At 30.5% G+C, this 748-nt stretch carries 1 protein-coding gene and 1 pseudogene; one reads left to right on the top strand and one right to left on the bottom strand.

From position 1 onward, the window contains the following. The coding region (locus B2Y23_RS06990; RefSeq protein ID WP_291369893.1) for a tyrosine-type recombinase/integrase at nt 1-172 on the top strand (172 nt) is incomplete at its 5' end. Between the two features lie 69 nt (nt 173-241). On the opposite strand, the pseudogene B2Y23_RS06985 reads toward B2Y23_RS06990, so the two are convergent. Then, nucleotides 242-748, bottom strand: a pseudogene (locus tag B2Y23_RS06985) (hypothetical protein); the annotation flags it as partial.

Raw genomic sequence — 748 nt, 5'->3', positions numbered from 1 at the left:
AGATATCCATTTCCATGACACACGCCATGAAGCTATTACCCGGTTTGTGAATAACCAAAAATTACCGGTAGAAGTGTTGGCAAAGGTGACAGGGCATAAAAATATCAAAGTTCTGGTGAATACTTACTACAACCCGGATGTTGAAGATATTGCGGATATGATGGATGCATAAAAAATCCCTATTCAATAGTTGATGAATAGGGTTTCTTTTCGGTTTATAGAAATGAGGTTTGTCGTAGGATTATTTGACTCTTATATTGTCCAATTCATTTACTGCTACAATTTTGATATTTTTTTCTTTCTTCAAACTATCAATTAATATCGCTTGATCCGAAAAAGTATCAAATAAATACCAATGTGTTTTATCCTCTTTTAAAGTAACAATTGGAAGATTGCTGTTGATTTTTTTATTAAAAGCCACAACCCCATTAATAAATGGTGCTACGAATAGAATTAATGAAACACATATCATTTTACCTAGAAACTTATAATAGATAATTCCATATAGAGCATTAAAGACTGCTAAATATGATAAAGATTCCCAAATAGTATTAGTCTCTTTAAATATAGCCCAAAAGATTAAAAGTGTAATAAGAGCCGAATTACCAATTATCAAAACTTTTTTTGGAGAGATGGGAGATTGTTTGTCAAAAAGAGCTTCAAAATACATTAAGGCTAAAATTACACCTGCTCCAAGCCTAATATTCGAAATCAATAATTCTTTAGTAGTTAATAAATTTATAATCCA

It is taken from the genome of Acinetobacter sp. UBA5934, assembly GCF_002430855.1.
Classification (GTDB): domain Bacteria; phylum Pseudomonadota; class Gammaproteobacteria; order Pseudomonadales; family Moraxellaceae; genus Acinetobacter.
This window is presented reverse-complemented; position numbering and strand designations above follow the sequence as displayed.